Annotated in this window: 22 protein-coding genes; 10 read left to right on the top strand and 12 right to left on the bottom strand. The window is 58.7% G+C overall.

Annotation, left to right across the window (positions count from 1 at the left end):
* Nucleotides 1-2: 2 nt before the first annotated feature.
* Both QZ571_RS01860 and hslV read right to left on the bottom strand, forming a co-directional pair.
* On the bottom strand, nucleotides 3-1064 hold the full coding sequence (locus QZ571_RS01860) for a hypothetical protein (protein WP_295530848.1): 1062 nt from the start codon (nucleotides 1062-1064) through the stop codon (nucleotides 3-5).
* Nucleotides 1057-1614: an ATP-dependent protease subunit HslV gene (gene hslV, locus QZ571_RS01855; protein WP_295530845.1), complete on the bottom strand. Its 558-nt coding sequence runs from the start codon at nucleotides 1612-1614 to the stop codon at nucleotides 1057-1059. Before hslV ends, QZ571_RS01860 begins: the two co-directional genes overlap by 8 nt.
* 91 nt (nucleotides 1615-1705) lie before the next feature.
* Here hslV and QZ571_RS01850 point away from each other — a divergent pair, with 91 nt between their 5' ends.
* Nucleotides 1706-2611 carry a hypothetical protein gene (locus QZ571_RS01850; protein WP_295530842.1) on the top strand — a complete coding sequence of 302 codons (906 nt, stop codon included), beginning with the start codon at nucleotides 1706-1708 and terminating at the stop codon, nucleotides 2609-2611.
* Nucleotides 2612-2654: 43 nt separating this feature from the next.
* Here the strand turns inward: QZ571_RS01850 and trxA are convergent, their stop codons facing one another.
* From trxA to regB, 8 genes are all read right to left on the bottom strand, one after another.
* Nucleotides 2655-2975: a thioredoxin gene (gene trxA / locus QZ571_RS01845; protein WP_038127961.1), complete on the bottom strand. Its 321-nt coding sequence runs from the start codon at nucleotides 2973-2975 to the stop codon at nucleotides 2655-2657.
* A 54-nt stretch (nucleotides 2976-3029) separates the two neighbouring features.
* Nucleotides 3030-6422, bottom strand: coding sequence for a double-strand break repair helicase AddA (addA, locus tag QZ571_RS01840; protein WP_295530825.1), 3393 nt, complete (start codon nucleotides 6420-6422; stop codon nucleotides 3030-3032).
* Nucleotides 6419-9361 (bottom strand): double-strand break repair protein AddB, encoded by a 2943-nt coding sequence (gene addB / locus QZ571_RS01835; protein WP_295530822.1) that lies wholly within the window; start codon nucleotides 9359-9361, stop codon nucleotides 6419-6421. The genes addA and addB overlap by 4 nt, the downstream gene beginning before the upstream one ends.
* The gene (locus QZ571_RS01830; RefSeq protein WP_295530819.1) at nucleotides 9361-10050 is read right to left on the bottom strand and encodes a nucleotidyltransferase family protein; all 690 of its coding nucleotides are present in this window, start codon (nucleotides 10048-10050) and stop codon (nucleotides 9361-9363) included. Before QZ571_RS01830 ends, addB begins: the two co-directional genes overlap by 1 nt.
* Nucleotides 10026-11021: a phosphotransferase gene (locus tag QZ571_RS01825; protein ID WP_295530816.1), complete on the bottom strand. Its 996-nt coding sequence runs from the start codon at nucleotides 11019-11021 to the stop codon at nucleotides 10026-10028. The genes QZ571_RS01830 and QZ571_RS01825 overlap by 25 nt, the downstream gene beginning before the upstream one ends.
* Nucleotides 11014-11493, bottom strand: a complete 480-nt coding sequence (gene tsaE, locus QZ571_RS01820) for a tRNA (adenosine(37)-N6)-threonylcarbamoyltransferase complex ATPase subunit type 1 TsaE (protein WP_295530814.1) — start codon at nucleotides 11491-11493, stop codon at nucleotides 11014-11016. The genes QZ571_RS01825 and tsaE overlap by 8 nt, the downstream gene beginning before the upstream one ends.
* A gap of 39 nt (nucleotides 11494-11532) precedes the next feature.
* On the bottom strand, nucleotides 11533-13128 hold the full coding sequence (locus QZ571_RS01815) for a PAS-domain containing protein (RefSeq protein ID WP_295530804.1): 1596 nt from the start codon (nucleotides 13126-13128) through the stop codon (nucleotides 11533-11535).
* Nucleotides 13129-13215: 87 nt separating this feature from the next.
* Nucleotides 13216-14598 (bottom strand): sensor histidine kinase RegB, encoded by a 1383-nt coding sequence (gene regB / locus QZ571_RS01810; protein WP_295530802.1) that lies wholly within the window; start codon nucleotides 14596-14598, stop codon nucleotides 13216-13218.
* Nucleotides 14599-14703: 105 nt separating this feature from the next.
* Between regB and QZ571_RS01805 the strand changes: the two genes are divergently transcribed.
* From QZ571_RS01805 to QZ571_RS01795, 3 genes are all read left to right on the top strand, one after another.
* Nucleotides 14704-15348 carry an SCO family protein gene (locus QZ571_RS01805; protein WP_295530800.1) on the top strand — a complete coding sequence of 215 codons (645 nt, stop codon included), beginning with the start codon at nucleotides 14704-14706 and terminating at the stop codon, nucleotides 15346-15348.
* A 54-nt stretch (nucleotides 15349-15402) separates the two neighbouring features.
* Nucleotides 15403-15957, top strand: a complete 555-nt coding sequence (locus tag QZ571_RS01800; protein WP_295530798.1) for an ActR/PrrA/RegA family redox response regulator transcription factor — start codon at nucleotides 15403-15405, stop codon at nucleotides 15955-15957.
* A gap of 70 nt (nucleotides 15958-16027) precedes the next feature.
* The gene (locus tag QZ571_RS01795; protein WP_295530795.1) at nucleotides 16028-16336 is read left to right on the top strand and encodes an H-NS histone family protein; all 309 of its coding nucleotides are present in this window, start codon (nucleotides 16028-16030) and stop codon (nucleotides 16334-16336) included.
* Nucleotides 16337-16382: 46 nt separating this feature from the next.
* On the opposite strand, the gene QZ571_RS01790 is transcribed toward QZ571_RS01795, so the two are convergent.
* Entirely contained in the window at nucleotides 16383-16973 is a 591-nt protein-coding gene (locus QZ571_RS01790) for an HD family hydrolase (RefSeq protein ID WP_295530792.1), read from the bottom strand.
* A gap of 142 nt (nucleotides 16974-17115) precedes the next feature.
* Here QZ571_RS01790 and QZ571_RS01785 point away from each other — a divergent pair, with 142 nt between their 5' ends.
* The 3 genes from QZ571_RS01785 (at nucleotide 17116) to QZ571_RS01775 (ending at nucleotide 19625) form a co-directional block, all read left to right on the top strand.
* Entirely contained in the window at nucleotides 17116-17613 is a 498-nt protein-coding gene (locus tag QZ571_RS01785; protein ID WP_295530789.1) for a hypothetical protein, read from the top strand.
* 76 nt (nucleotides 17614-17689) lie between these two features.
* Nucleotides 17690-19081, top strand: coding sequence for an adenosylhomocysteinase (gene ahcY, locus QZ571_RS01780; protein ID WP_295530786.1), 1392 nt, complete (start codon nucleotides 17690-17692; stop codon nucleotides 19079-19081).
* A gap of 202 nt (nucleotides 19082-19283) precedes the next feature.
* Nucleotides 19284-19625 (top strand): DUF2853 family protein, encoded by a 342-nt coding sequence (locus QZ571_RS01775; protein ID WP_295530783.1) that lies wholly within the window; start codon nucleotides 19284-19286, stop codon nucleotides 19623-19625.
* 54 nt (nucleotides 19626-19679) lie between these two features.
* Here the strand turns inward: QZ571_RS01775 and QZ571_RS01770 are convergent, their stop codons facing one another.
* Nucleotides 19680-20294, bottom strand: a complete 615-nt coding sequence (locus QZ571_RS01770) for an enoyl-CoA hydratase/isomerase family protein (RefSeq protein ID WP_295530781.1) — start codon at nucleotides 20292-20294, stop codon at nucleotides 19680-19682.
* Nucleotides 20295-20410: 116 nt separating this feature from the next.
* Between QZ571_RS01770 and QZ571_RS01765 the strand changes: the two genes are divergently transcribed.
* The 3 genes from QZ571_RS01765 (at nucleotide 20411) to QZ571_RS01755 (ending at nucleotide 24088) form a co-directional block, all read left to right on the top strand.
* On the top strand, nucleotides 20411-21898 hold the full coding sequence (locus QZ571_RS01765; protein ID WP_295530779.1) for a DUF2125 domain-containing protein: 1488 nt from the start codon (nucleotides 20411-20413) through the stop codon (nucleotides 21896-21898).
* 68 nt (nucleotides 21899-21966) lie between these two features.
* On the top strand, nucleotides 21967-23316 hold the full coding sequence (locus QZ571_RS01760) for a TldD/PmbA family protein (protein ID WP_295530777.1): 1350 nt from the start codon (nucleotides 21967-21969) through the stop codon (nucleotides 23314-23316).
* Nucleotides 23303-24088 (top strand): 3'(2'),5'-bisphosphate nucleotidase CysQ, encoded by a 786-nt coding sequence (locus QZ571_RS01755; RefSeq protein WP_295530774.1) that lies wholly within the window; start codon nucleotides 23303-23305, stop codon nucleotides 24086-24088. The genes QZ571_RS01760 and QZ571_RS01755 overlap by 14 nt, the downstream gene beginning before the upstream one ends.
* Nucleotides 24089-24093 lie beyond the last annotated feature (5 nt).

Raw genomic sequence — 24093 nt, 5'->3', positions numbered from 1 at the left:
GATCACTCCGTAACATAAGGCGGCAAACGAGACTTGCCGGGGAATTGTGGAAGCAGGCGCATCAGGCGGGTGCGCAGCTCGGTCCAGAACGAGCCAAGCGCGGTCAGCGCCAGCCCGATCAGGATCAGCACCACCCACCAACTGCGCGGATCGGCGGCATCGCCAAACGCATAGAAGCTGAGAAAGATCATATAGCCGATGCCTGCGGTAAAGAATGACCGTCGGTCGATAATCAGCGCTAGTGCCGCGGCCACGATCAACGCCACCAAAAGCAAGCCATACCCGGTGCCCGGCCCCATCTTGTAGAATGTCAGCGCCACGGTATTCACCAGCGCAGGCGCAGCCAGCACATGCAGCCAAAAGCCCGAGGCCGATTGCCGCCCCAGCCGGTACGGATCGCGCATATCAAACCAGATGCCGCCCGCCAATGCGAGACAGCCAAACAGCAGCATCGCCAACGAGATTGACGAGCCGCGCGCAAGATCGAACATATCGACCGCCCGCGCCATCTCGACATTCGGTCCCAACCCCTTGGCAAGGTTAAGCAGGATTGCAAGCACGCATAACCCGACCAAGAACATCGAAAAAGGCACGCGATAGCGCAAGAACCACGCAATCAGTGCCAACGCCGTGACGCCCAGCGCGAGGTTAAGACTTGGGTCCTCCGCGACAAAGCGCATGCCGAGCACAGGAATGCCGAGGAAACTCGCCAGAACCGCGCCCGCCAACGTCACCGTCAGCAGGATTGAGGGCAGCACCATGCGGCGCTTGCGGGTGAAATACTCGGCAAACAGTGCGGTGAGGGGGATCAGGAAGATATAGCCACTGTGCCCGCCCAGAAACAGCAAGAAGCCAAACGAGCCCGTGATCAGGATCGCAAGGCCGACGGTCACGAAAATCTCGGCAAAACCGCGAAATAGCTCAAACGGTTCGTCCTCTGCCGGGAGGGCGGCACGACCGGAGATGCGGTTGGCGGCCAGCGCCATCACGCTCGCTGCCTGTGCCTCGCTCAGATGACCGGCGGCGACTGCAGCGCGCAGATCGTCCTTCGTGATCTCACTCACCGATTGTCTCCACGGTCAGGTTTCCGTTGGTGTAGACGCAAATATCGGCAGCGATTGCCATCGCCTTGCGCGCCACGGCCTCGGCGTCCAGATCGGCTTCCATCAAGCCACGCGCTGCCGCCAAGGCAAAATTCCCGCCCGAGCCAATCGCCGCGATGTCATTCTCGGGTTCAAGCACATCGCCCGCACCCGTCAGAACGAACAGATCCTTACCATCGGTCACGATCAGCATCGCCTCAAGATTGCGCAGATATTTGTCCATCCGCCAGTCTTTGGCCAGATCGACGCAGCTGCGCGCCAGCTGGCCCGGTGATGCCTCGAGCTTTTTCTCAAGCCGTTCGAGCAAGGTGAAAGCATCCGCCGTCGATCCCGCGAAACCCGCAACGATATCATGCCCGCCGGGGCTCAGCCTGCGGACCTTGCGCGCGGTGCCTTTGATGACGGTCTGGCCAAGGCTCACCTGCCCATCGCCCGCCACGACCACGCGGCCCCCTTTGCGAACGCCAATGATCGTTGTGCCGTGCCAGCCGGGGAACTTGTCATCTGCCATAACTACCTCCGTGTTATCGCAGATATGAGGCCGCAAGCCGCGCCCTGCAACCCCGCTTGCCCGGTTCGCCCGCGCGCGCTAGCGTCCGGCCATGACAGAGCGACACCTCTCCCTCTACCTTGACCCCACGACCCTTTCTCAGGTTCGCGAGGGACAGCACAATTTCTTTGCGCGTCTGACCGGTGCTTTGAAAGCCGTGGATTGGGGTGTCAGCCTGCATGAAACCGGCCCAATCGCCCGGCGCGATGCCCGCAATAAACCCGGCTACGCACTGTATCACATGGAGCCACCAACGCATGTGCGGGCCCTTACCTGCCGACGCAGCTATGTCGGCGCGTTCTGGCATATTGAAGACAGCGCTGAACGCTGGGAATGGCCCGTCGCCAAGGCAGCATTCAACGCTGATGAAATTGACGGACAAGAGGCAGCCAAGTTCTTCGGAATATGGAAAAATAGGCTCTATCCCGGCGTAAACCCGACGAATGAGCGCGATCTCGCACTGATCGCCTTGCAGGGCAAGCTGCTCGATCACCGCTCGTTTCAGGCGATGAGCCCGATCCAGATGATCGAAGAGGTCTTGGCGCGCCATGCGGGGCCCGTGGTGGCAACTTTGCACCCGAAAGAGATTTACACAGCTGACGAGATCGCCGCGCTTGAGCAGATCGCGTCACGCTTTTCTCGCTTTCACTTTCAATTGGCCGGCTCGCCAGCCTTGCTGCCCGAATGCCAATTCGTCGCCACGCAGAACAGCGCCTTGGCGATTGAGGGGTTTTTCCTGCGCAAACCGGCAATCCTCTTTGCGAAGTCAGAGTTTCATCACATCGCAGGTTCGGTTCCGCGCGACGGCCTTGAAACGGCGTTTCAATACCGCGATCAAACACCACCGGTCGCGCGTTATCTTTACTGGTTGTTACAACTCAACGCGCTGAACGCAGGCCGCCCTGAATTCGAAGAGCGTCTGCGCGCTCATCTAAAGAATTTCGGCTGGCCGATATAAAAAAGGCGCCCGAAGGCGCCCTTTCGTAGCAGTTTCAAAACGCTCAGATCGACGATTCGATCCAGCTTTGCAGCGCGGCTTTGGGGGCTGCGCCGACTTTATTCGAAACGACCTCGCCATCCTTGAACAAGAACAGCGCCGGGATCCCGCGCACACCCAGCGTCGCCGGGCTGTCAGGGTTTTCATCGACGTTAATCTTCACGACTTTGATCTTGCCCGACATTTCTTCGGACAGTTCTTCAAGCGACGGACCGATCATCCGGCAGGGGCCGCACCATTCGGCCCAGAAATCAACGACGACGGGAACGTCGGATTTGCGCACTTCTTCATCGAAAGTGGCGTCGGTAACAGCAACGGTAGCCATATCAGCCTCCTGAAAATTCGGTTGGTGTGAACGTATGGTCCGCCCCGGCCTGCGTCAAGATACAGGGGGTGTGCGCAATGACGCATCAAGCTGTGCGTCACTGAGCGGCATCACCTCGCCTGAGGCCGTCCACAAAATAGCGCAGCGCACTGGCATGCCAGGATGGATCAGGCGCAATGCCCCGCGATAGGCTGCCATCTGACGCACGATCCCGGTTGGCACCTGATCGGGCGTTTCGGGCACCACGGCATTAGATTTGTAATCAAGCACACGGATTTCATCCGCATCAATCACTAACCGGTCGATGAAGCCATGAATGCGCCGATGACCCAACTCGGGCAGTTCGGCGCTGATCTCGACCTCGGCCAAGGCACTCTCACCCAACCAAGGCGCCAAGTTTGGGGCCGTCAAAACGCGAACAGCTTCGGCCAAAACAGGCTCTATTTCGTCCCAAAGCAGAGCGTCCTCCCCATAACCAAGAAGCGAGTGGGCAACGTCGGGCCACTCGGCTTGATCGCGCTGCGGCAGATGTTCGAGCAATAGGTGCAATTGACGCCCACGTTGCTTCGCAGCCTCCTCATCAAGCAGCGCCCCCTCACCGGGCAACGCCTTGGCTCCGCCAAGGTCAGAGGGTGAAAGAGGCGCTTCGGTCTGCACGACATTTGGCGCAGGCCGAAAAATCCAATCGGGTAGCTCGATCACAGATGGATCACGGGTATTGCCATGTGGGACACCCAAAGCCTCAGGCCAGTTGCCATGACTATGTCGCTGCAATTCGCCGAGGTCTTTTAGCGGCGCGCCATAGGCAGAAACCGTCTCTAGTCCCGCCAACTTCATGCCTTCAGCGATGCGCGAATACCAACTGTCCTCGCCCTCGCCCGTCTTGCCGGCGGCCGCGACGATCAACCATTTCTCGGCCCGCGTCATCGCCACATAAAGCAAGCGCAGCGCCTCCGCTTCGCGCTGCGCGGCGCTTCGTTGTTGCGCTTGACGTTGCGCATCGGGCGCGGCCTCTTTGGTGACGCTCCAGCCTGCGACCTCACCATCCAAGCGCACCACTTGGGCATCGTTTTTCGGTTTGCGCTCCGCGGTATCGGGCAAGATCACGATCGGGGATTCCAGCCCTTTTGAGCCATGCACGGTCATCACCCGAATGGCACGTCCCGCCCCTTCTAGCTGGCGCTTGACCTCAACCTCGTCCGCCTCGAGCCATCCCAGAAACCCGGTCAGGCTTGGCACTTCGCTGCGTTCAAAGGCCAATGCCTGCGAAATCAGCTCATCGATGCCGTCTTCTGCCTCTGCACCCAACCGTGATAATAGCCGCTCACGTCCGGCATGACGCGTCAAAAGCCGCTCGATCAGCTCAAACGGTCGCAGAAAATCCGCTTGATCGCGCAAGTCGTGCAAGATTGCGAGCGTGTCGGGGCGCGTTTCAGATTTGCGCAGCGCCTGCCACAAATAGCCCTCGCGGGCATGCGCCAAGTCATAGACTTCCGCCTCGCTCCAACACAAAAGCGGTGAACGAAGCGCTTCGGCCAAAGACAAATCATCCTCGGGGGTCGCAAGAAACGCCAGAAGCGCGCGGATATCGCGCACCGCCAGCTCGGCACCCAGTTTCAAGCGATCCGCACCCGCGACTTGCAAATTGGCCGCTTTGCACGCGCGAATGGTTTCAGCAAACAAATCAGAACGCCGACGCACGAGGATCAGGAAATCGCCCTCATGCACCGGTCGCGCGCCCTCGGGTGCATCGCGATCTGGAATTTGGACGCCCTGATCAATCATTGCGCGAATTTCAGACGCAATCGCGCGGGCCAGCACCACCGTATCCGAGGTTTCGCCCACCAGATCGACGGGATCTTGCCAGTCGCTGTCCTCTTTTTGGGTCTCTTGCGCGACCACTGGCCAGAGATCGACTCGCCCCGGCAACTCCGCCTGAAATGCGATGTGGTTTGGCGGCCCGCCCAGACCCTGCACCGCCCCCTGCGCAAAGCAGAGCTCAACAACGAGCAAAATCGCTGCTGAGGAGCGAAAGGAATGTTCCAGTTCCAGCGGACGCAGCGTCGCGCCGATACCTTCGAATTTCGCCTGAAAGTTGCTCTGCATCGCCTCAAAATGCTCAAGGTCTGCACCTTGAAAGGAATAGATCGACTGCTTGCGATCCCCCACGACAAACAAAGTTCGATCCGCCTCGCGCGCGCCCTGACCCGAGGTGAATTCATCTGCGATCCGTTCGATCACGCGCCACTGGCCGGGGCTGGTATCTTGGGCCTCATCAACGAGAATATGATCAATGCCACCATCAAGCTTGAACAACACCCATTGCGCGACTGAGGGATTCGACAGAAGCGCCGCCGCTCGTTCAATCAGATCATCGAAATCAAGCCATCCTCGTTGCGCTTTGTAGCGCGCAATTCGAGGCAGATATATCTGTGCGAACCGATGCAGCACATGGCTGCGCTCTGCCGCGGCAAAGGCTAGTCGCTCTTCTCGGGCTTCCGCGACCCGCTCGGCCAAATCCTTGAGCCCCTCGCAGACCGCCTCCCCAAGCTTGTTCTGCAAGGCCTTGGTCAAAAGTTTGTCGCCCTTGGCGCCAAACGGCACCGTCGCGGTCCCCTTGTTGTTCATCACATCGGCCAAGCGTTCCAATGCAGTCAGATCAAGCGCCTCAATCTGCGAGAATACGACACCCAGTTTCTGGTCATTTGCACTGCTCGCCAAACAGGCGGGAGCGGCGGATTGGATCAACTCTAGATCACCCGCCTCAAAGACACGGCTCGTGATAGCTTGCGCCGTCAGATCACCGGGCAAACCATAGCTGCGGAAAATATCTGAGCGATTACGGCTTGGAATGAAAAAGGCTCTGTTCTGGCTGATTTCGCGACAAATTACTCCAAGGTCTTCGCCAGAATAGGCCAGCAAAACCGCGTCAAGCACCGCGCGATCCGGGCCAAGCGCAATTTCTTCCAGAAGTTCTTCGCGCATCAAGTCGCCGGCGCGATCATCCATTTCGCTGAACCCATGAGGCACCTCAGCCTCCAAAGGAAACCGGCGCAAAAGCGAGGCGCAGAACGCGTGGATCGTTTGAATTTTCAGACCACCCGGCGTCTCGATCGCTTTCGCAAAAAGACGTCGCGCGTCAGCAAGGCGTTCATCTGTGATCACACCCTCTTCGCCCAGATCTGCGAGATATGTCCGAAGCTTGACCTCCTCCATCATGGCCCAACCGCCAAGCAATTTCAAAAGCCGGTTCTGCATCTCTGCGGCAGCGGCCTTGGTGTAGGTGAGGCACAAAATCCGCTGCGGCTCGGTCCCGTTCAGCAGCATCCTTGCGACTCGGTCGGTCAGAACCTTGGTTTTGCCCGAGCCCGCATTCGCGCCAAGCCAGACAGAATCGCGCGGCATAGAGGCCTGAATTTGCCGTTGGCTCGCCTCGTCACGACTCATCCAAGTTCCTCCGGTTCGGGCTTATCGGTCACATCCCATTCGCCAAAACGCGAGAGTAGGTCGTAGTCGCTACGGTCGCGCGTCTTTTGCATGGCGCGCCGCGCGGTGAACCCTTGCGACGGGCGCTGATACCGCGCAACCAATTCGCGCAATCGCGCCCAAGCCTCGTCGGGGGTCTCGGTGCGATCCTTCGATTTGCCTTTGACCTCCCGGGTCTCGCCGCGACCGCCAAGACGCACATAGGTCATCTCCCGAACGGTGCGCGCCCCAAGCCCCTCAAACGCGCCGCGCTCGACCATCGCGGCTTCAAGCAACATCTGCTTGTTGAACGCGATGATCTCGGCTTCGCTTGGCAACGCGCCCGATTTATAGTCGTAAATTCGGACCGTCCCGTCGCTGAGCAGATCTATTCTGTCAGGCTTCGCTGTGATCGTGAAATCGTCATTTTCAAGTGGAATAGTGACCTTTTCTTCAATCACGGCGGGTGTGCCAGATTGCCATCTTTGCACTTCATCCTCGCTAAACGTCTGGGCGATGCGCGCAATCCGCGCGCGCCAAATCCGTCGTGTGCTGGGCCAAGGCACCTCTGCCTCCAGAACGGCATCCGTGATCGCCATCAACCGATCACGCGCGGCATCTGCAGTCTCTTCAACCGCGCGCGTTCGGGTGAACCGCTCAACGATTTCGTGCAAGATTTGTCCGCGCAACAGAGGGTCAGGCGCCGGGCGCATCGGATCGAGCGGAAAGAGTCGCAACACGCGCTTGGCATAGATCGCGTAGGGGTCGCGGATAAGGGTCTGCACCGCCGTAACTGATAGGTTCTTGGGCCGCCGCGGCACCGGTGGTTTAGGCGACGGGCGTGTGGCGGGGGACAGCTGCGTTCGGGGCGTTTCAAAGGCTTTGACCATCTCCAGCCACCGCACGCCTCGTTTACGCATCGCGTCGATCGCGTCGGGTCCATGCTGATCTGGCAAACCTTGAACGAGGTTCAAAATGCGGTTGAGCCAGCGTGAGGGGATCGTTTCTGCCTCGGCATCGCGCCGCGCACGGCTCAAAACTACCCGTTTCGACCCGAGCGCTTGCTGAAAATCATGCGCCGACAGACCGATTTGGCGTTCGGGTAATAACAACCCCGCCGCAAGCCGCATTTGCCGCGACAACCAAGGATCAGGCGCGGGGGCTTCGGGCCAACTTCCCTCATTCAGCCCGCCGCAAATCAGTAGTTCCGCACCCTGCGCGCGCGCCTCGAGCGTGCCCCAAATCGCTATCAGCGGATGCGACGCCATGCCGCTGCGCACGATCCCGCTTTGCAAATGTCGGTTGATCAAGTCGGCATAGGCCGAGGGCGTGATTTCACCGCCATGCGCAGCTTCGCGCTGCAACTCTTGCATCAAACGAAGCGCCTCACGCCCACCTTCTTCGCGCCACAGCTCGCTGGTTTCAACGCAGCCTTCGGGACCGGCGGCGATCAGGCTCGTTAACGCCAAATGAGTGTCTACATTCGCGGAAAGAGGCGCTTTCTCTGGTGCTGCGAACCCGTCTAAGACGCCCGACAACCAATCGACCCAAGCCGTGCGATCTTGGGCTTTCTTCTCGGCCCAAGATCGCAAAGCATCGGGCGCGGGAAACGCCGGGCCATTGCGTCGTAGCTCCAGTTCGAGGTCTCGGGTCAGGCGCAAATGCTGACCGCGCGCGGTCGCCCCTGCGCCCGTCGCGCAAAGCGGATGCTTCAACAGCACCAGAAGATCAGCAATCGTCAGCGCCTGCCCCCGAAACGATGCAACATGGCGCAATAAGCGCCCTGGCGCTGTTTGTTGCAGTGGTTGGCCGGCACTGTCATCTGGGATGATTCCCCATCGATCCAGCGCAGAGGTCACCCGACGCGCAAGCAGGCGGTCCGGGGTGATCAACGCGGCGCGCGTGCCAGTTTCTGCCGCCTCGCGCAGGACCAACGCGAGGGCCAAGGCCTCCTCTCGTGGATCGCGCGCCTCGATCAAAGTAAGCCCTTGGCAAGCCTCACGCAGGTCACCAAGCTCGCGCCCTTCGCTGCGCCACTGATCCGTGACAGGTGCCGGGCGCAACGCAAGCGAGATCAAGCGATTGCGCGCACGGTCATGTGGGTCAATGTCACGCCATTCGCCGACATCGCCAATAGCCAGATCCATCTTGTCCAGCAACGCGCGAAAACGAAACTGAGGGTGATCCTCGATCGGAAAAACGCCGGAATAGAGACTTTTCCATGCGGCATCCGTCATCTCGCGATCAAAACCCGGCAAGACGATGGTGCCATTTTCAAGTGTCGCCACCGCACACATGAACGCCGCAGTCGCCCCGCGCGACCCCGTGGAGCCAGCAACGATAACGGGATCTTTGGGAGGGTGCGTTTCCCAACCCTGCGCGATTGCCTCTACGATCTGGCGCTGGCGCGCCTCGGAATCCAACGCAGCATCGTCGTCAAAGTAGCGCGCGACGATACGAATGAAATCAAGACTGCGACGCCAATGTTCGGCATGGCTCTCCGCAATTTCGAGGTCCTCAAGTACATCAGGATGAACCCCTTCGCTTTGCATCTCGGCCATCAGTGCAGAGAGGCTCTCGGCCAGTGCGAAATGGCTAGAGCCAGCCTCAAACGCCGGAATGGCTCGGGTCAATTGTTCAACCAATTGCGCCAGTTCAAGCTTGCGCCGCAACGATGATACCGCAAGCGGCAAGCCTGCAAGCGGGTCTTGTCCCAAATCGCTGACAAGGCGTAGGCGCGGCAAATAGCGCGCCCCAGAGCGTTGAAATTCTTCGCGAACGCGGCGCAGCATGCGGCCCGAGTTCAGATAAAGCTGAACGCGCGCGATGGCCTCTGGCGGCTGCGATTGCATACGCTCCAGTAGACCGGTGACCAGCTCTTTGGGGAAGTCCACACCCGGTGGGAGCGCAAAGACAGCCATCAAGCGCGTCCTTCAAGCAGGGTTTCAGCCAAAGCGATTGAGCTGACTTGCCCAACGTCACACCAACCGCCCTCATAGACCACGCCATAGACCCGCCGACCGGCGATCATCGCGTCCCACAGCAGATTGAGCGAGAAGACATCGTCAGAAACAGAGCCTATTTCCGCAGGATTCAGGATTTGCGCCCCGGTGTAGACATAGCCCTCACCACGCGTGAGCCGCCCTTGCGCATCCATCGTGAAATCCCCTGCGCCCCGATGCCCCATCGCATTTTCCGGGCGCACCAAGGCCAGCAGCGCATCCATTTTTGTGCCATCCCAATGATCGCGAAGTTGCGTGATCACATTTTCTCCGCGCCAGACAGCATCGGTGTTCAATGTCATCACCGGCCCCTCACCAAGCAGCCCAAGCGCCTTACGCAAGCCACCACCGGTCTCAAGAATTTGCGCCCGCTCATCCGAGATCAAGACATTGCGGCCGATCAAATGGGCCTCGATCTGATCCGCGAGGTAATGAACATTTGCAACCACCCGTTCAACTTTTGCCGCCTCGATCAACTCCAGGGCATGATCAATCAACGGCTTGCCCGCCACTTCGACCAAGGGCTTGGGACGGGTCTGGGTCAACGCCCCCATGCGCGTACCAAACCCGGCAGCGAACAGCATTAAGGATTGCGGCGTGTCGCGCATGCGGCCTCCAATTCGGAAATACGTTCGGCGGTTGGCGCAGGATAGGCGGCGCGCAGATCTTGGGCGATGTCGCCCAGAGCCGGGTGGCGCAGATTGAGTTCAATATTGCGCCAGACCCGTGGCATCAGTGCCAGATAACCCGGTTTACCATCACGCAGACAGAGTCGTGCGAAAATTCCCAGAATGCGAAGCGCTCTTTGGGTGCCCAGTAAGGCATAAATCGCAGCGAAGCGGCCCGGTTCAATCCCACTTTGCGTCGCAAACCGTACGATTTCGTGGTCTGCGCAAACTTGCGATACGTCGCGACGCGCATCTTGCAAGACAGAGACCAAGTCATAGGCTGGATGACACAGCACCGCATCCTGAAAGTCTAACAGGCCAAGGCCGCGCACGCCCGGACGATCAAGCAGAATAATGTTCTCGGCATGAAAATCGCGTAAGCAAATCCCGCTCGGCTCTAGCGCGAGATCAGTGTAAAGCGCTGCGATCTTTTCGGCCAACCGCGCGGCGATCTCAGGCGACAGACAGGGATACCATGCGGGGGTCAGCGCCAATAGCTCTGCCAACGCGGGACCATTCAGAAGCGGCAAGTCATCGGGCGGCGAGACGTCTTGCAGCGCCAACAAAAGATCGGTGATGCGCCGATAGATTTCCGCCTCGCGGGCGGGTGACTCCGTCAAGGCGCGCGCCGCCAATGTGTCGCCGAAATCCTCGAGGAGAAGAAAACCATCATGCTCGGCACGCGCAAGCACCTTGGGCGTCGAAAACCCAGCCTGCGCAAGATGGGCTCCGATGCGCAAGAACCGAGCCATTTCGTCCCCCGGCTCGGCCTTCATCAAGACCGCTGTTTCGCCATTTTGTGTCAGTCGATCATAGCTGCGCGCAGAGGCATCGCCAGCCAATGGCTCGCGCGTCGCATCGGCCCAGCCCGCCCGCATCAAAAATCGGTCCAGCGCGCTGGGGTCAACCATTCCAACGCTCCATAATCCGGTTCGCCAAGGCGATATTGCCGCTCAGGCAAACTCGGCGCGAGCGCCCCTCGTCCACCAGCTCAAACGAGAGTGTCAGGGCATTTTTAGGCGCATTAGAGCCTAATCGATCCGGCCATTCAATAAGACAGATCGCTGTTTCAAAAGCGCTCTCAAGCCCCAATTCGAACAGCTCGTCGGGATGGCTCAGCCGATACAGGTCGGCATGCCAAATCTCGCAATCCGCCTCGTAGGTTTGAACGAGCGTAAAGGTCGGTGAGGGCACATCTTCATGCAAACCCTGAGCCGCCAAGCGATGCTGAATCAGCGCTCGAGCGAAGTGGGTCTTGCCCGCCCCGATCTGCCCTTCGAGCAGCAAGACATCGCCGCGGTTCAGCACCTCAGACACGACCGCGCCAAACCGGCTGGTCGCGTCAGGATCGGGCAAATTCAGGCAGGGCGCAGGTGATTGCATGGCGCGAGTTTTACGCCCCTGCCCGCGCTCTGCAAGGGGTTAACCATGCGCGATCAGGTTCGTCTTGCGTCGAGGCGTTGCAGCGCGCTTGGTGCTTGTGACGACGGGGTTCAGAAATCGCACCATCAATGCGCCGCTATTGAGGGTGTTCAGCTGGCATGTCAGGACCTGCCCATCGCGCAGCGAAATCGTTTCGCTCAAGCTGTCGCGCATGCCAATCCGATTGGCACGCTCGCGCAGTTTCGCCCAAAATGCGGTCGGCTTGCAGCCTTGTTGCCAATGCCCGATTGCATCAATCAGGGTCATCTGGCCCAAAACCGCCTCGGGATCGAGCGACCACATTCGCGCATAGGCGCTGTTGGACAGCAGCAATTCCCCGCTGGATTGGAACACCGCGACAGCATCCTCGATCTGATCAAGCACCTCATGACTCATCTCTAATTCGGCCCGGAAGCGACGGGTGGCCGCGATTTCCACCGAGATATCTTCGAACAGAAACGCCACGGCCCCATCGGGATGCGGACGCCCGGTCACGCGATAGGTCTGCCCACCCGGCAGGCTCCATGTTTCGGAATGAAACCCGGCTGCGGCAGCATTTTCAAGCTCGGTCATCTGCAGGCGCCAACTGCGATAGTCCTTGGGTTCGGGCATCATCCGCGCCTCACGAAGGCGATCGAGAAAGGCATAAAGCGTCGGGCGACCCGACAAAAATTGCGGGCTGAGTTGGAGCAGATCAATCAGCGCCGGGTTGAACAGTTGCAACTGCCGTTGGCGATCAAAAATCGCGAGCCCGATAGGCAGATCCGCGAACGTCTTGGTCAAAGTCTGCACAAAGTCGCGCAATGCCTTTTCTGCACGCACGGTCGCATCGGCGGGCAGCGCAAAATGCAGCACGCTCGAATGCAGCGCAAAAGAGTGACAGTCATACCAGGATTTGGCGCCATCAACGGTATTCAAAGCCAACCTTCGCGGCCCCGTGGCGACCAGATCCGTGTCTATTTGAAACAAAGAAGGGAGCGGCCAGACGAACCCGTCTTCCGTGGCCTCAAATGCGCCTGACTTCAAAATATAGGCTCGGTTCGCCCAGCCGATGACACCGTTTTCATCCTCGCGCCACGCCAAAGCAGGCGAACGGTCCAGCGTTTGGCGCATCATTTCCAACTCATCTTCAAGCGCACATTGCGACAGGCTGTCGACCAGCACTCCGTGACCCTCAGCATTGGGATCGCTGAGCGTGATGCGCGCCAGCCCGTTCACATTTTCGGCGATCAGTTGCAGCGGTCGCAGCTCACAGTCACCCTCTTTGCCCGTCAGTTCGATCCGTCCACGTTCCGCCAAAGACGCCATCTGCGCGGTAAAGTCCCGAAAGCGCGGCGCAATAAACGCTGACAGACGCGCCCAATCGCTGGCGCCCATCGGAGTCGCCTCTAGCAGCGCACGTGCCGGGCCACTGGCATCGACCAGCACCTCGTCATCGAACAGGAAAACAGTTTCTTCCAGCTCCGGATGTGTGGCAGTATCGCGCCTCGACGCAACGCCGTCCCCTATGACATTCCATAGGATAATAAGCGCCAGCACGCCCGAGCCAATCGAGGTAAGCGCAATCAGCGCAGCCTCAAACCAAACATTTGCCATCACCTGGCCTCTCTTACCTGTCCCGAGGCAAGAATGGGTGAGAAGAGGTTAATGCCCCGTTAAGCAAAACTGGCAAATTTGAGAAATTTAAACGGTGATCGGTTGGTTGAGACCGAGCGCACCATTTTCAGGGGCGAGAATTTGGGCGGCAGGCCAGCGCACCTCGACCACCGCCCCACAGCGCAACGGCTTATCTGACTGCGCGCCATAGGGTGCATCGCCATTGTAAAACGCGAGCTGCGCCCCGGTGCGTTCAAGCAGGGTCTTTGCAATGAAAACACCCAAGCCCATGCCCTCATATTCCTTGCGCTCAGAGGCATTGGAGCGCGGCTGCAAGAACGGGTCGCCAATGCGGCTCAACACATTGCTGGGATAGCCACGCCCATCATCGCTTACCCGCACGCGGATCGTCTCATTGTCCCATTCCGCCTCGACCCAGACGGTTGTGCGCGCGAAATCCACCGCGTTTTGCACGAAATTGCGCAGCGCGTGGATCAATTCGGGATAGCGGTAGATCGTGGGCTGGCGTTCGCTTCCGCCCGGCAGGGGCCGCGTATCAAACAAGATGTCGATGCCGCGCTCAAAATGCGGTTCCGCTGCCTCGCGCAGCACCGCCAGCAAGGGTGCCGTGCGCAGATGCAAATCGTCTTTTCCCGCCCGCCCCATCGAGTGCAAAATATCGCGGCACCGATCGGCTTGCTCGCGGATCAACAGCGCATCGTCGCGCAGCTCGGGATAGGCATCCAACTCATCGGCCAGCTCGGACGACACCAGTTTAATCGTCGCCAAAGGCGTGCCCAGCTCATGCGCGGCGGCGGCCACCACCCCGCCCAGATCGGTTAGCTTCTGTTCACGCGCCAACGCCAGTTGCGTGGCACGCAACGCATCACCCATCGAACGGTTCTCGTTGGAAATCGTATGCGCGTAAGCCCCCAGAAACGCGACGCCAATCACAATCGCCAGCCAATAGCCAAACTCAAAAACCGCAGGCACGGTCAGAACTTCGCCTGAATGCGTCTCAAGCGGCAGATAGACCAGCGCGACGATCGAGATCATCACCATCGTCGCCAAACCCAAAATGATCGTGGCCGAGCTTTTGAGCGCCGTCGCCGCGATCGTCACCGGAACCAGAATTAACAACGCAAAGGGGTTATTCAGCCCGCCTGTGATCGACAACAGCAGCGCCAGTTGCGCCATATCGAACATCAAAGTGGCAGCCGCTTCGGTCTGGGTCAGCCGTTTGGTGTCGGGAAACAGATAGATCGCGACAATATTTGCCGCGACCGCCGCGCCGACAGTCGCCAGGCACAGCGGCAAATCCAAGGCGATATCATAAACGTAATAAGTGATCATGATGGCGCCAAGCTGCCCCACAATCGCCGCCCAGCGCAGATAAATCAGCGTGCGCAGACGCACCCAATCCTGATGTGTTTCAGGGGGACCAAGCTGAGCCTCGTGGCGCTGGGACATCTTTTCTCCGCGTCGAAAGGGCGCAGTGAATAAAAACCTGCACCAAAGCATTGATAGTCGCCCGCTCTCGCGCGATCAATGGAGTGTGATGAAGGAGCATTCACAATGAAAACGTCCACCGCCGCACTCGCCGCCGCCGCCATCGTCGCGATGGGCCTTGGTGCAGCTTGGTTTTCCATCTCGCGCAACGAAAACCGCGATATTTTTGCGCAATGCCGATCCAGCGTGGTTGCCGGTGGCACTGACCAAATTGGCGGTCCGTTCACCCTGACCGATGAAAACGGCAAACAGGTGACCAACAAGGACGTGATCACCGAACCAAGCCTTTTGTATTTCGGCTATACCTATTGCCCCGATGTTTGCCCGCTGGACAATGCGCGCAATGCCGAGGCGACCGAACTGCTTGCGAAAAGAGGCTATTCGGTGACGCCGGTCTTTATCTCGGTCGATACTGAACGCGACACGCCAGAGCTGCTCAAGGAATTCACCGACATCATGGACCCGAAAATGATCGGGTTGACGGGCACTCCTGAAGAAATCAAGCAGGTCTCAAAGGAATATCGCACCTACTATAAGGTACAAAACCCGGGCGACCCTTACACGCTGATCGACCATTCGACGCAAAGCTATCTGGTGTTTCCCGATATCGGCTTTGTCGAATACTTCAACCGCGACACGCCACCCGCAGAAATGGCCGACCGCATCGGTTGCTTTATTGACGCGTGGAAGGGTGCGAAAAGCGGAAATTGACCGCAGAGGCGCAACCTCTTAGAACCAGACAAGCGCAACACGCCGGGGATTGATATGGTAGACGAAAACAACGCCGATATCGGGCAGGATCGTTCGCTTCTTCTCGTCGATGACGACGTGCCGTTTCTGACCCGTCTTGCACGGGCAATGGAAAAGCGCGGATTTGAACCCCAGACCGCCGAAACAGTGGCCGCCGGGCGCGCCATCGTGCAGTCAAGCGCACCAGCTTATGCCGTTATCGATCTGCGGCTTGAGGATGGCAGCGGGCTGGATGTCGTCGAATTGTTGCGTGAAAAACGCGCTGATGCCCGGATTGTCGTACTGACCGGCTATGGTGCAATCGCTACGGCAGTTGCGGCGGTAAAGATGGGCGCGACGGATTATCTTGCGAAACCTGCCGATGCGACCGACATTACGAATGCGCTATTGGCCCGCGGAGAAGATCTGCCGCCACCGCCCGAAAACCCAATGAGCGCGGATCGCGTGCGTTGGGAACACATCCAGCGCGTTTACGAATTATGCGATCGCAATGTTTCGGAAACAGCGCGTCGGTTAAATATGCATCGCCGGACGTTGCAGCGAATTCTTGCCAAGCGCAGCCCACGGTAACTAAAATCTAACTTGCAAATCCATAGAATATGTTATGTTTACCCGAATAACCAGTAATCGAGGTATTCACATGGATCTAGAAAATATGCCGCTGGACGAGCTAAAATCGCTCCGCAAGCGGGTCGATAAGGCAATCGAGTCGTTTCAGGATCGCAAGAAAAAAGAAGCGATCGACCAGCTTGAAAAAACCGCCCGTGATATGGGCTATTCTTTGGCAGAGCTGACCAGCGCTGGTGGCGTCAAGCCGCGCCGCACGGTAGCACCGAAATACGCCAATCCTGCCGATGCAAGCCAGACTTGGACCGGGCGTGGACGCAAGCCGCTTTGGGTGCAAGCCGCACTGGATGCAGGCAAGTCGATGGATGATCTCGCGATCTGAAACTAACTCGATCGCATTAAAAGGGCCCGCTATTAGCGGGCCTTTTTCAGATCGCCATCTGCGTCAGCAAATCCGCGTGACGCTGGGTGTAATCCTTACGCACCAGCGATGGCGGGCGCAGGCGAATTTCATAATCCGCCGCGACTTGCGCATCAATCTTGCCAAAAATACGATCTGCTTCAATCTTTGAAAATCCCGCGATCTGCTCGGCTTCAAGGCGGGCCGAAAGGATATCGGCCTTTTTGATTGCGCGCTTTATTTTGACAGGCAACGCTGCGGGCAGGCCAAAACGGATATGCACTGCCGCAACAAGCCGCGTATCCAGTTCACCATAGCCTTCACCAATCGCCGCTTTCACCGGGCTGATCATATCGCCCAGAACATATTCCGGCGCGTCGTGCAGAAGGGCTGCCAATTGCCAGCGCGGGTCAGATTTCGGATTCTGACGGGTGAAAATCTGCTCGACCAAAAGCGAATGCTCAGCCACCGAATAGGGCCAATCCCCGAACGTCTGCCCGTTCCAGCGTGCGACAAAAGCAAGCCCATGCGCGATATCCTCGACCTCGATATCAACTGGCGTCGGATCCAGCAGATCCAGTCGACGCCCCGAGAGCATTCTTTGCCACGCGCGTTTCATCCGAAAATCCGCTCCATGCGTATTTAACCAAAGGCCTTCAGACCCCTAGCCAAAACCGGTTCGCATGTAAACGCAAGCTTTCGCGGGAACATTTCACTTCATCATGCGTTTTGGGTTCAACACTTAGTGAGAGGAGGGCTGCATGAAGTTCTCACAGTCAAAAGTTATCTTAGCTGGCGTTCTGGCGCTTAGCATTCCCGCAACGATCGCTTTGGCAAGCGTGAGCAATACCGTCGACTTGCAGGTGGAAACGCCTCGTCAGATTATGCTGGACGGCTATGTGGGCAATGGTCGCCCGATGGATTCAGACACTGCCAATATTCCTTATGGCGACCTGTCCGCCTTTGACAAAATCACCACAATCGGGATGTCGCAATCTCCGGATGTGCCGTACTGCGACCATCGTGGCGAGATGCTCAAAGTGCTTGACCATGATTTTGCGGAAAGTCCGCAGTTTGAAAAATCTCTCGGGCCGCATCGCAAGCTGGAATTGTTGGGCTCCAAGGTTATGGGCACTTGGACGGCGCTATACACCCGCGCTGATGGCGTGTCGTGCGTGGTCTCTTCTGGGATTGACTGGAAAAGTGGCGACAACCCGATTGCTCTGCTGCACAAAGAAGGCATTTTGCCCGCCACCTGACAACGTTCTGTGCCGTTATTGCCGGGTTAAGTTACCAGTGCTACATACGGCGCAAATGAACTTTTAGGAGCCGAGCATGGCCGACTACATCGTCAAGGATATCTCGCTGGCCGATTATGGCCGCAAGGAACTCGACATTGCTGAAACCGAAATGCCGGGCCTGATGGCGTGTCGGGAAGAATTTGGCACGACGAAGCCCCTCAAAGGCGCGCGGATCGCGGGGTCGTTGCACATGACCATTCAGACCGCCGTACTGATCGAGACGCTCAAGGCGTTGGGCGCAGATGTGCGTTGGGCCAGTTGCAACATCTATTCGACGCAAGACCACGCAGCGGCCGCGATTGCGGCGGGCGGCACGCCTGTCTTCGCGATCAAGGGCGAGACGCTGGAAGATTACTGGTCTTATACCGACAAGATTTTCCAATTCCCCGAGGGGACTTGCAACATGATCCTCGACGATGGCGGCGATGCCACGATGTATATCCTGCTGGGCGCGCGGGTCGAGGCAGGCGAAACCGATATTATCGAAATGCCCACCTCGGACGAGGAAATCTGCCTGTTCAATCAGATCAAAAAGCGTCTCAAAGAAAGCCCCGGCTGGTTCACCAAACAGCGTGACGCCATTCAGGGCGTGTCCGAGGAAACGACGACCGGCGTGCATCGCCTGTATGATCTGCACAAAAAGGGCCTGCTGCCCTTCCCCGCGATCAATGTGAATGACAGCGTCACCAAGTCGAAATTCGACAATAAATATGGCTGTAAGGAATCGCTTGTTGACGGCATCCGCCGCGCCACCGACGTGATGATGGCGGGCAAGGTCGCCGTGGTCTGCGGCTATGGCGATGTGGGCAAGGGCTGCGCGGCGTCGCTATTGGGCGCAGGCGCGCGCGTCAAGGTCACCGAGGTCGACCCGATCTGCGCGCTGCAAGCCGCGATGGATGGGTTTGAGGTCGTAATCCTTGAGGATGTTGTGGATAGCGCCGACATCTTCATCACCACCACCGGCAATAAAGACATCATCCGCATCGAGCATATGCGCGAGATGAAAAACATGGCGATCGTTGGCAATATCGGCCATTTCGACAATGAAATTCAGGTCGCCAATCTCAAGAACCACAAATGGACCAACATCAAGGAACAGGTCGACATGATCGAGATGCCCTCGGGCAATCGCATCATTTTGCTGTCCGAAGGACGTTTGTTGAACCTTGGCAATGCCACTGGTCACCCGTCTTTCGTGATGTCGGCCTCCTTCACCAACCAGGTGCTGGCACAGATCGAGTTGTGGACCAAGGGCGACGAGTATCAGCCCGGCGTCTATATCCTGCCCAAAGCGCTGGACGAGAAAGTCGCGCGTCTGCATCTGGACCGGATTGGCGTCAAGCTAACCCAACTGCGTCCCGATCAGGCGTCCTATATCGGTGTGACCGTGGATGGCCCTTATAAGCCGGAACATTACCGCTACTAAAATCTGCGTTTGTGCAAACGTCAAAGCCGCGCCTCCGGGCGCGGTTTTTCTTTGCCTCCCCTTCCCCTGCAATCGCGCAGCAAGGGGCCATTGGTCGCACAGAATTCCGCGGGTGGAGATTTGGCTTTGTAATTTTGCTATATCGTCCTACCCTGCCTGCGCCTGATTTCTGCAGGACAAAACATTTCTACAGGTGGGAAACATGGGAAAAAGAGACGAGCTGATCGCCAAATATGCGGACGATCTGAAAAGCAAATGCGGCATGACCCCGGATATGGCTTTGCTGACCAAAGTGACGATCGGCTGCGGGCCCTCGATCTATAATGCCGACGCCTCGACCGTCGCTGGATCGGATAAATCCGAGCTTGAGACCGTCAAGAACAACTTCCTCGTCAAAAAGCTCGGACTGGCCGATGGCCCCGCGCTGATGGATGCGATCGATTCCGTGATCGAGACCTATGGCCGCTCTGAGCGCAACAAATATCGCGCCGTAGTCTATTACATGCTCGTTAAGCATTTCGGCAAAGAAAGCATGTTTGCTTAAACGCAAGCTTGTGCCCAAATCAAAAGCCCGGGGGTTTGCCTCCGGGCTTTTTCGTCAATCAATCAATGCCTTGATTGCACCAACATGAGCGGCTTTCGCGCCCAGCGCATCGCTGGCCAACTCTTGCACCGTTGCAAGCAGGCGATCGGGGGCGACAATGCGGTCGATCAACCCCCAAAGATGCGCCTCTTCGACCGGCACTTTCTGCCCCGCCATCAATATCATCTTTGTGCGCGCTGGCCCGATCAGTCCCACCATCCGCTTGGGATCGGAGGGTTGGGGCAAAAACCCGAGTTTCATTACCGGATAAAACACCTTCGCACCCGGCACAGCGATACGCAGATCACATGCCAGCGCCATGCCCATTGCGCCCCCCGCCAAAGTACCGTTGAGCGCTGCGATACTCAGACACGGCAGCGCTGCAATCGCCCCTGAAAGCCGCTCCCAGACCGGATCCGTGGCCAGCCCTGCGCGCGCCTCATCCAGGTCGGCCCCCGCCGAAAACACCCTGCCGGCCCCGGTGATCGCGAAAACACGCGCCCCTTCGAGCCGCGCCCGTTGCGCAATATCGGCTATTTCTGCCAGCATTTCGCCCGTCAGAGAGTTCGCTTTGTCCGGCCGATCAAGGGTGACAAGCCAAAAACCTTCGTCAATCGTGAGCCGGATCATGCACATCTCCGTTTCTGGGCGGTTTGATAGGCTTTATCAGCGCCGCTGCCCCTTGACCATTATCCAAGGTCACAAGAGGATAGCGCCAAGATCTAGGTATCAGGAAAGGTGCGTTTATGGCACGGGTCAATACGGCTGGAATCGGCGCGCTTTGCGTCTCGCTGCTCTCGACGACGGCCGCTTTTGCGGATGTCACGCCCGAACAGGTCTGGGATGCTTGGCAAAAAGGCTATGAGGCCTATGGCTATCAGGTGCTTAGCGGCAGCACAGACCGTCAGGGCGACACACTCAACGTATCTGATGTGAAACTGGTCAATGAAGTGAATGATTCGAGTTTCACCATGACCATCCCTGAGATCAAACTGCGCGATCGCGGCGATGGCACCGTCGAGGCTACGCTTGCTGACAAAATGACCGCTGAGGCAACCGCCGATCTGCCGAAAAAAGACCCGATGCAGATGAGTATGGTGATGACCCAAAAGGGCACCTCGGTCATCGTGTCGGGTTCACCCGAGGATATGATCTACGATATCACCGCCCCGAACATGACGATCGAGGTGGATCAGAAAATCGGCAAAGAAGGTGCGACGATGCCGGTTAAGGTCTGGGCCTCGATCGACAACACGACCGGGCGCTATGAGATGAAGCAGGGCGATAGCCATGACGTCACCTCGCAAGTCAAAAGCGCTATGGTGAAATTCACCGCCTCGGGCGCCGACCCGGAATCGAGCGGCACATTCAACATGAGCGGCCAGCTTGCCGATCTTGATTACTCCGGCAATTTCATTCTGCCCAATGGCGCCGTGATGGAGAAGCTTGATGAAGCGCTGAGCGCTGGCATGAACCTCGATTTCAAAGCGAGCTACGGCCCAAGCAATTATGAGCTCACGGCGGATTCCAAGGAAGGCCCCGTGACCATCAAAAGCAGCGCCGATACAGGCACAATCGACGTCAAAATGGCCAAGGACGGCATACATTACGCTGCAACCGGGACCAAGGCCAAGATCGACATGACCTCTCACAAGCTGCCCTTCCCGGTCTCGGCGGCGCTGGACGAAATGGACGCTGACTTCACCATCCCGGTGACCTCTTCGACCGACACCCAGCCCTATAAGGCGAAGATCGCGCTCAAGGGGCTGACACTGTCAGACAACGTCTGGTCGCTGTTTGATCCCCAAGGCAAGCTGCCGCGTGATCCTGCAAGCCTGATCATTGATCTTTCGGGCAACACAACGGTAACCTCTGATCTGTTCTCACCCGAGGCTGCAAATATGCCTGCCCCGCCGCTTGAGGTGGACAGTGCTGATGTAAACGCGCTGCAACTGACCGTTGCAGGGGCGGATCTGCGCGGCACTGGTGCGCTGAAATTTGACAATTCCGGGCCGGTCCCGAAACCCGTTGGCACGCTTGATTTTACCCTGAAAGGCGCAAATGCCCTGATGGATAACCTCGTAGCTGCCGGGCTTGTGCCGCAAGATCAGGTGATGTTCGGTCGGATGATGCTGGGCCTTTACGCCAAGCCCACCGGCGATGATGAGATGCAGTCGCAAGTTGAATTCAAAGATGGCGGGGAAATCCTCGTCAATGGTCAACGCGTCCAGTAAGAGACGCAGCAGAACAACCGGGGCCGTCCGGCGCGACCGGGCGGCCCTGAGTCTTTCATGAGGTAAGCATGACCGAGCAATCCCTGCCCAAGCTGACCGAAGCCTTGCTGGCAGCCGCAAAGCGCGCCGGCGCAACCGAGGCCGATGCGATCGCCGTTGATGGCCGATCCGTCGCGATTGATGTGCGCGCAGGTCAGCTTGAACAGGCCGAACGCGCTGAGGGGATCGAGATCGGTCTGCGGGTGTTGATGGACGGGCGTCAGGCCTGTGTCTCGGCCTCGGACATTTCCGCCCGCACCATGGAGCAAATGGCCGAACGTGCCGTCGCCATGGCCCGCGAGGCCCCGCGCGATCCCTATATCGGGCTTGCCGACCCCGCCGATCTGGCCAAGGACTGGGATGCCGACGCTCTGGAATTGGCCGACCCCAGCGACGAACCCGCCGCCGCCGCTTTGCAAGAAGATGCGCGCATGGCCGAGGCGGCCGCGCTTGCGGTGACGGGCGTCGATCAGGTGCAATCGGCCTCTGCCGCCTATAGCTTTCGTCGCATTCATATGGCGGCAAGCAACGGGTTCAGCGGTGGCTACAGCCGCAGTTCCCGCTCGACCTCTGCCGTAGCGATCTCGGGCGAGGGCCTCGCGATGGAGCGCGACTGGGCCGCCGAAAGCCGCATTTTTCAGGCCGATTTGCCCGATGCCGCCGAAATCGGGCGTCTTGCGGGCGAACGCGCAGCGGCCCGTGCCAATCCGCGCCGCCCGAAAACGGGTGCCTATCCGGTGCTGCTGGACGAACGTATCTCGGGCTCGCTGATCGGGCATCTTTTGGCAGCGGTGAACGGTCAAGCAATTGCGCGCGGGGCCTCATGGCTGCGTGACGCGATGGATCAGCCGGTGCTTCCCGATGCGCTTTCGCTGATCGAAGAGCCCCATCGCAAACGTGTCTCGGGCTCGCGTCCGTTTGATGCCGAGGGCCTGCCAACGATGCGCCGCGCTATTGTCGACAGCGGAGTGTTGCGCAGCTGGACTCTTGATCTGGCAACGGCGCGCAAGCTGGGGCTGACCTCGACCGCCAATGCCGGGCGCGGCACCTCAGCCCCACCATCGCCCGGCACCGGCAATGTGACCCTGACCCAAGGCGATCAGAGCCGCGCCGATCTATTGGCTGACATGGGCACGGGGCTGTTGGTGACCTCGTTCATCGGCGCCACGATCAACCCCAATACCGGCGATTATTCACGCGGCGCGTCGGGCTTTTGGGTCGAGAACGGCGAGATTCAGTATCCCGTCAACGAATGCACAATCGCGGGTAATCTGCGCGAGATGTTGCGCTCGATCCGTCCAGCCAATGATGCCCGCCTCCACCTGAGCCAGATCGTGCCATCCCTTTTGATCGAAGGGATGACGCTTGCCGGAGACTGATTTGACGCTTCTGCGCGAGGCTGCCGAAGAGGCGGGAAAGATCGCGCTGCGCTATTGGAAAAATGCCCCTGAAGCCTGGGATAAAGGCGATGGGGCGGGCCCTGTTTCTGAGGCCGATCTTGCCGTGAATGCAATGCTCGAAGATGCGTTGCGCACGGCCCGGCCTGATTACGGCTGGCTGTCTGAAGAAAGCGTCGATGATCCTGCACGTCTTGGTGCAGACTACTGCTTCATCATCGATCCGATTGATGGCACGCGCGCCTATTTGCAAGGGGATGGCGGATTTGCCCACGCGCTTGCCGTGACAAAGGCCGGGCGCGTCGTGGCTGGTGTCGTGCATATGCCCGCTCTGGGCATGACCTATAGTGCGGTGCTTGATGGTCCTGCGATGCTGAACGGCACGCAGATTACCACCAACACCCGCGCAGAAATCGCTGGCGCAGAGGTGCTGACATCGAAGCTTTCGGACAATCCAAGCCAATGGAAACGCGGCGTGCCGGGCTATCAGCGCCATTTCCGCTCGTCTCTGGCTTGGCGGCTATGTCTGGTTGCTGAGGGGCGGTTCGACGCGACAATTTCAATGCGGCCGGCGTGGGAATGGGACACGGCCGCCGCAAGCCTGATTGCCGAACGCGCAGGTCTGTACACGACCGATCGAGAGGGTAGGCCCCTGCGTTTCAACGCGCCGATGCCGCAAGCAAACGGGCTGATCGTAGCCAACCCCGCACTGCATGCCGCCTTTTTGGACGAACTCGCTGTTCTGCCGGGCTGAGCGCG

It is taken from the genome of uncultured Thioclava sp., assembly GCF_913064665.1.
Lineage (GTDB): Bacteria > Pseudomonadota > Alphaproteobacteria > Rhodobacterales > Rhodobacteraceae > Thioclava > Thioclava arctica.
Note: the sequence above shows the minus strand (reverse complement) of the source record. Positions and strands in the feature narration are given on the sequence as shown.

Excerpts from the sequence above, each read along its gene's own strand:
- QZ571_RS01830 (WP_295530819.1), bottom strand. The coding sequence starts at position 10,050 with ATGCGCGACACGCCGCAATCCTTAATGCTGTTCGCTGCCGGGTTTGGT.
- hslV (WP_295530845.1), bottom strand. The coding sequence starts at position 1,614 with ATGGCAGATGACAAGTTCCCCGGCTGGCACGGCACAACGATCATTGGC.
- addA (WP_295530825.1), bottom strand. The coding sequence starts at position 6,422 with ATGAGTCGTGACGAGGCGAGCCAACGGCAAATTCAGGCCTCTATGCCG.
- QZ571_RS01795 (WP_295530795.1), top strand. The coding sequence starts at position 16,028 with ATGGATCTAGAAAATATGCCGCTGGACGAGCTAAAATCGCTCCGCAAG.
- ahcY (WP_295530786.1), top strand. The coding sequence starts at position 17,690 with ATGGCCGACTACATCGTCAAGGATATCTCGCTGGCCGATTATGGCCGC.
- trxA (WP_038127961.1), bottom strand. The coding sequence starts at position 2,975 with ATGGCTACCGTTGCTGTTACCGACGCCACTTTCGATGAAGAAGTGCGC.
- QZ571_RS01800 (WP_295530798.1), top strand. The coding sequence starts at position 15,403 with ATGGTAGACGAAAACAACGCCGATATCGGGCAGGATCGTTCGCTTCTT.
- QZ571_RS01850 (WP_295530842.1), top strand. The coding sequence starts at position 1,706 with ATGACAGAGCGACACCTCTCCCTCTACCTTGACCCCACGACCCTTTCT.
- tsaE (WP_295530814.1), bottom strand. The coding sequence starts at position 11,493 with ATGCAATCACCTGCGCCCTGCCTGAATTTGCCCGATCCTGACGCGACC.
- QZ571_RS01825 (WP_295530816.1), bottom strand. The coding sequence starts at position 11,021 with ATGGTTGACCCCAGCGCGCTGGACCGATTTTTGATGCGGGCGGGCTGG.
- QZ571_RS01790 (WP_295530792.1), bottom strand. The coding sequence starts at position 16,973 with ATGAAACGCGCGTGGCAAAGAATGCTCTCGGGGCGTCGACTGGATCTG.
- QZ571_RS01815 (WP_295530804.1), bottom strand. The coding sequence starts at position 13,128 with ATGGCAAATGTTTGGTTTGAGGCTGCGCTGATTGCGCTTACCTCGATT.
- QZ571_RS01785 (WP_295530789.1), top strand. The coding sequence starts at position 17,116 with ATGAAGTTCTCACAGTCAAAAGTTATCTTAGCTGGCGTTCTGGCGCTT.
- addB (WP_295530822.1), bottom strand. The coding sequence starts at position 9,361 with ATGGCTGTCTTTGCGCTCCCACCGGGTGTGGACTTCCCCAAAGAGCTG.
- QZ571_RS01765 (WP_295530779.1), top strand. The coding sequence starts at position 20,411 with ATGGCACGGGTCAATACGGCTGGAATCGGCGCGCTTTGCGTCTCGCTG.
- QZ571_RS01770 (WP_295530781.1), bottom strand. The coding sequence starts at position 20,294 with ATGATCCGGCTCACGATTGACGAAGGTTTTTGGCTTGTCACCCTTGAT.
- QZ571_RS01775 (WP_295530783.1), top strand. The coding sequence starts at position 19,284 with ATGGGAAAAAGAGACGAGCTGATCGCCAAATATGCGGACGATCTGAAA.
- QZ571_RS01760 (WP_295530777.1), top strand. The coding sequence starts at position 21,967 with ATGACCGAGCAATCCCTGCCCAAGCTGACCGAAGCCTTGCTGGCAGCC.
- regB (WP_295530802.1), bottom strand. The coding sequence starts at position 14,598 with ATGTCCCAGCGCCACGAGGCTCAGCTTGGTCCCCCTGAAACACATCAG.
- QZ571_RS01805 (WP_295530800.1), top strand. The coding sequence starts at position 14,704 with ATGAAAACGTCCACCGCCGCACTCGCCGCCGCCGCCATCGTCGCGATG.